At 43.5% G+C, this 4,545-nt stretch carries 2 protein-coding genes and 1 pseudogene; 2 read left to right on the top strand and 1 reads right to left on the bottom strand.

What is annotated here, in order from left to right; genetic code table 11:
- Positions 1-2,425: IncHI-type conjugal transfer protein TrhN (trhN, locus tag ACVCAM_RS25890; protein ID WP_447093739.1), on the top strand; the 2,425-nt coding region annotated here is incomplete at its 5' end.
- 28 nt (positions 2,426-2,453) lie between these two features.
- On the opposite strand, the gene ACVCAM_RS25885 is transcribed toward trhN, so the two are convergent.
- Positions 2,454-3,326 (bottom strand): hypothetical protein, encoded by an 873-nt coding sequence (locus ACVCAM_RS25885; RefSeq protein WP_000771834.1) that lies wholly within the window; start codon positions 3,324-3,326, stop codon positions 2,454-2,456.
- Between the two features lie 179 nt (positions 3,327-3,505).
- On the opposite strand from ACVCAM_RS25885, the pseudogene trhI reads away from it, so the two are divergent.
- Positions 3,506-4,519 (top strand): annotated as a pseudogene (gene trhI, locus ACVCAM_RS25880) (IncHI-type conjugal transfer helicase TrhI); the annotation flags it as partial.
- Positions 4,520-4,545: the final 26 nt, after the last annotated feature.

The following is a 4,545-nucleotide window of genomic DNA, read 5'->3' as shown; positions in this document are numbered from 1 at the left end:
ATCTGGAGATACAGCTACTGTCTGGTGTTTCAGGGGGCTACATCACTCTAAAAAAACAGTAACCACACACTATCCTGATTACAAAGAGTTCTACTGTAACTCGCCTAAGCAAGATAACTTCAGCAGCTGCACGATAACCCGTGATTTTTCAGTCCCTGTTTACATTTCAGGCGGAAACGGAGACATGTCGATGTGCGGCGATAATTGTGTGCGTATATGGTTTGGTCGCCGTGATGACAACTACTGGAGTGACGGGGTATATGATAACGAACTGACATTAAAATTCCATCCGGATGCAAAATTGGCCTCAGCAAAGATTGTTAACGCGGAGTGGGATGACCACATGCGGGTAACACTTGATGGCACGCAGATTTTTGCTCACATAGATGGTGCATATCGAGAAAGTGACTATCCGGCTCCTAAGGGATCTTGGGAGTTAAAAAAATCGTGGAAACTCGACAAGGTTTACGATGTGACTGATAAGGTCAGAAAATCGGTGTATGAGGAGCCTGATCGAGAAGTGACAATGGCATCCAGAGTATGGGTTGGTGGGAAGGGTGAAGGGTATTTTGAGGTTGAGCTGACTTTTGAAAATATGAAGCTCGAAGATAAGCACGTCCAGGAACCAGCTGGTTGTTACGATGCTGTACAAGCTCCGAATACATTCTGCCGTTTCGATCGGTTTAAAGATATGGATGTTGGCACAAAACGGCTTCCGGAAAGCGTGCTTTCATTGGCAAAGCCTCTGTATGAAGGTGATAAAGGATTTCTTACCTGGAAGACAAACCTTGAAGGCTACTTTTGTGATCCATTGGCCAAAGACAAAATTTGCTCTTATGACGCTAGTGGAAAAATTATGAAAGACGCTAATGGAAAGGACCTCTGTTACAACTATGAAGAAATAAAGAGTATGCCTGATGCATGTAGTGCTTATAAAAATGATGCAGCATGTGTACTCGATAAACAAACATGTGCAGAGGGTTGGTTCGATGAGGGCACTAACAGTTGCTACATGTATGAACAGAAATACACCTGTGACAGAGGGAAGGATGTAGTTCGGGAGGTTGAATCTTCTACAAATGCCTGTGTTGGCATGATCCCATGTTCAGGTGGAACATGCGAAACTGGGCCAAAGGAAGAGAACAACGATTTTGGAAAAGTTGCGGCTTATTCAAACATGGTTCAGTACATGCAGGGCGAAGCCAAATGCGAAGACCCTAACGATGCCAATTCATGTTCCGTCTTTGAAGGAAAACCTGAATGGTGTGGTCGTTCAGTAGGCTTTGTAAATGGCCTGGCAAAGACGGACTGCTGCGAAGCACCACAGGGAACCGCAGGAGCACTTGAAGGTATCATGCTTGCCGGATCTATGATCAGAAACACAAACTGGACCAGAGTTAATGCTCAGCTAATAAAATGGACCGGCGGTGATACAGGTACATGGGCTTCTATGTCTAATGCGGTCGGAGAGTGGACTGCATCAGCTGGTAAAACAGTAGGGCAAATGTGGAACAACGTCACGAGCTCCTTAACGAGCGTATATGAAAACGTCGCTGGTAATCTAAGCAGGGCAGTTGGGTCTTCCGCAACTTCTGGAGGGGCAGGAGGTGCTGGCCAGTTGGCACAGGAAACAATGTCCAGCTTCGGTATAGGTCAGCTTAAGCAGATGGCAATGAAGAAAGCCTACGAATTGCTACCAGATACAGTTCGTGACTTTGTCTTTAAGAACGTTGCTACTACCGGAGGAGAGGTTGTCTTCTCGGCTGCGGTTCAAAACTTTATGCTTGCATTAAACGTGATCGGTTGGATTTATACAGCCTATCAGGTCACTAAAATGCTTTTAGAAATGTTGGTAGCATGCGACCAGAAAGAGATGGAAGCTTCTATTCATAAGAATCAAAAATCCTGTTTTACATTAGATACGGAACGATGCGTCAAATATCTGAATGTTGGTTTCACAAAGAAATGCGTTAAAAAAGCAACAGACATGTGCTGTTATAATTCCATGTTGTCACGCGTTATTATGCAACAAGCTTATCCGCAATTAGGAATAGACCCTGTCGCCTCTAATTGCGTGGGGCTATCAATAAAGCAAATACAGCAACTGGATTTCGATAAAATTGATCTGACGGAGTGGATTAATGATGCAGTTCAGGTAGGAGAAGTTCCTGATCAATATTCAAAATTCTCCGAAGAATCAATTGTGGAAAACTTACCATTCCAGAATGAGAACTATCAACTTCCATCAGAACGTACCAAGGAAGCAATGGGCGGTGAAGAAAATATGATAAAGGCCAGACAAGAAAATGCTCAGGCTATAAAAGAGGAAAATGTAGATTGTAGCTATTTACCTCGACCGGCCATATGTGAGGTAGGTTCAACTACGCTGGATCCGGTTACGGGCAAGCAGTTGCCGAAATATTGAAGAAGGGGCCGTTAGGCCCCTTTTTTAATTACTTGGCTTTCAATGTTTTTTCTGGGAAGCCTTTTTTACCGTATTCACCGGTAAAGAGGTAATAATCTTTTCCGTTGATGGAGGCTGCAACACCCCCTGGAGTTGTTGTATTTGGGCTATCAGAACGGAAAATGATACCCGAAAAATCAGCGCTTGTTTCGTTTCCTTTAAATGGGATGAACACATAACGAATTACAGCGTAATCACCAGCGGGAAGGTTTAGCTCAGGAATTTCGGTTCCTGTTGCGGGGCGAATCGCCTGAAAGCTGTACATTGAATCTGTAGGGAAAACATCAGCATCAGGCTTAGAGGGCAGATCACAGGTACTCCATTTATTGACGACTGCCATATCAATTTTACATGTGGCCAGAGCTGCTTTCTGTTTTTCAGGGTTGTATCCAAATGAGGCCTGAGTTGCTTTTGTATGCTCAAAAACATACTTAGCTCCCTCACGTACCAAACTTTCATCATTGTAAGGCAATTTTTTTGGATTGGGGACGAACACTAGGTATTGATTGACCTGGATGTATTCGGCGTCAGAAGAACTGTACAAAGAGCTGAGGCTCATGATCCCAAAACCTTTTAGACCGCCTGTTACGTAGCCCATCGAACTATTGATGAGATACTTAGAAAGAAAGTTGTCGGCATCCCCTCCAGGAGTAACCTCTTGCTCCTTAAAATTAACGTCGAAACCAGCAAACGAATAGGCATTCTTGGCGACAGAATCATTTGCATTAGCATGCCAGTACTGGCCGTGACTGTACGCATTCAGAGCGGTGCCTGGCGTAGTGCCGGTGTCACCGGCACAACCCGATAGGGAAAAACCAATGACGACAGAAGAGACCAGAGATACTAAACGTAAAAGTTTCATTTAAAGCCCTTTTTGTAATGTCTTTTGGAGATGGAACCATTATTCCATAGTCACGCGTTTCACAAACAACCTGATTGCATAAAAAAGGAAAAAAAGTGATTTCCAGTAGAACCAGCAGTACACAAGAAAAGCGCTTTTATAAAAATGTATAATTATTAAAACGAAGTAATGAGGTTGAAATGGGTAAGCCAACAGAAGAGCAAAGACCTGTTATCGAGAATGCTAGCGCAAACAATATGGTGATAGCAGCGCCTGGATCAGGCAAATCGTTCACCATGATAGAAGCGGTTATATCGATTCTCAAAAAGTATCCATATGCAAGAATCGGGATGGTGACCTTTACTCGCGCTGCAACAAACGCACTTGCAGCAAAGTTACAAAAGCGATTGAGCAAGAAGGATCTTGACCGGGTGCTGGTGGATACTTTTCACGGACTCGTTAAGAAGCAACTGGACATGATTCGCTGGCCGGGAAAGATGTTGATAGGGCCAGCACAGAGATCTGTCATTCACCGGGCTTTGAAAGAATCCGGTGTAACGATGAAGTTTGCTGAAGCTGAATTCGTTATTGATGCTATCGGCAGAGAAATGGATACGGATGTGATTTCAGTTCGGCATAACAGACAACAGATCCATTTGTTTAATACCTATCAGGCGTTATGCCAGAAAGACCATGTGGCGGACCTCAATGCTCTTTCAAAATTTGTTGTCGGTCAAATGCATTCGGGAAAAATGCGCACGTTAGATTTGACACATTTGATAGTAGACGAAGTTCAGGATACTGACTCTATACAATTCTCATGGATAGCATTGCATACAAGAGCTGGAGTCTATACGAGTATAGTTGGAGACGATGATCAGGCCATCTACTCCTTCAGATCCTCAGGAGGAGTCAAAATATTTCAACAGTTTGAAAAACACTTCAGACCTAACATATTTTACTTAAACACATGCTTTAGGTGTGAACCTGAAATTTTAGAGGTGGCCGGAGCACTGATAGGAAAGAATGTTTACCGTTATGCCAAAGAGTTACGCTCGGCAAAAAAGGGAGGGGGAAAGGTCACTTTTCGTTCATATGTAGATATGGAGGAACAGATACAGGGTATTTTAAGCCTTATAAATCAGGATCCACATGGATGGGCAATTCTAAGCCGCAATAATGCTCACTTGGATGAGCTAAATAGATGCGCGGAATAGTAGATCACTGAAAGGGAACTCAG

This window comes from Enterobacter sp. CFEC122, from assembly GCF_052983755.1.
The sequence above is the reverse complement of the archived record's forward strand: the minus strand, read 5'-3'. Positions and strand labels throughout refer to the sequence as shown.